Genomic DNA, 287 nt, shown 5'->3' on the forward strand with positions numbered 1-287 from the left:
TGTGGAGATTCATTTTAATGTCGGTATTGATTTGAATGTTGCAGCATCTGATATTCGTGATGCACTCTCTCGCATTACTTATTCTTTACCCAAAAACGCGGATTCACCTTTGATTATTAAAGCAGATTCAAATGCTGCTGCGATGATGTATTTGGTTGTGACGTCACCAACGATGAGTATTGATGATTTAACAATGATCGTAGACGATCAAATTGTTGATGCGCTTTCTGCCGTTGATGGTGTTGGTGATGTACAGGTTGATAGTGCGCGCACGAAGATTTTTCAGA

The 287-nt window shown here is 39.7% G+C and carries 1 protein-coding gene; it reads left to right on the forward strand.

Annotated features, from left to right (window positions below):
• Positions 1–287, forward strand: a 287-nt coding sequence (locus tag ACFIO5_RS10145) for an efflux RND transporter permease subunit (protein ID WP_375705331.1), incomplete at both ends; no start/stop codon positions are given.

The organism is Bartonella sp. AA86SXKL, assembly GCF_042196885.1.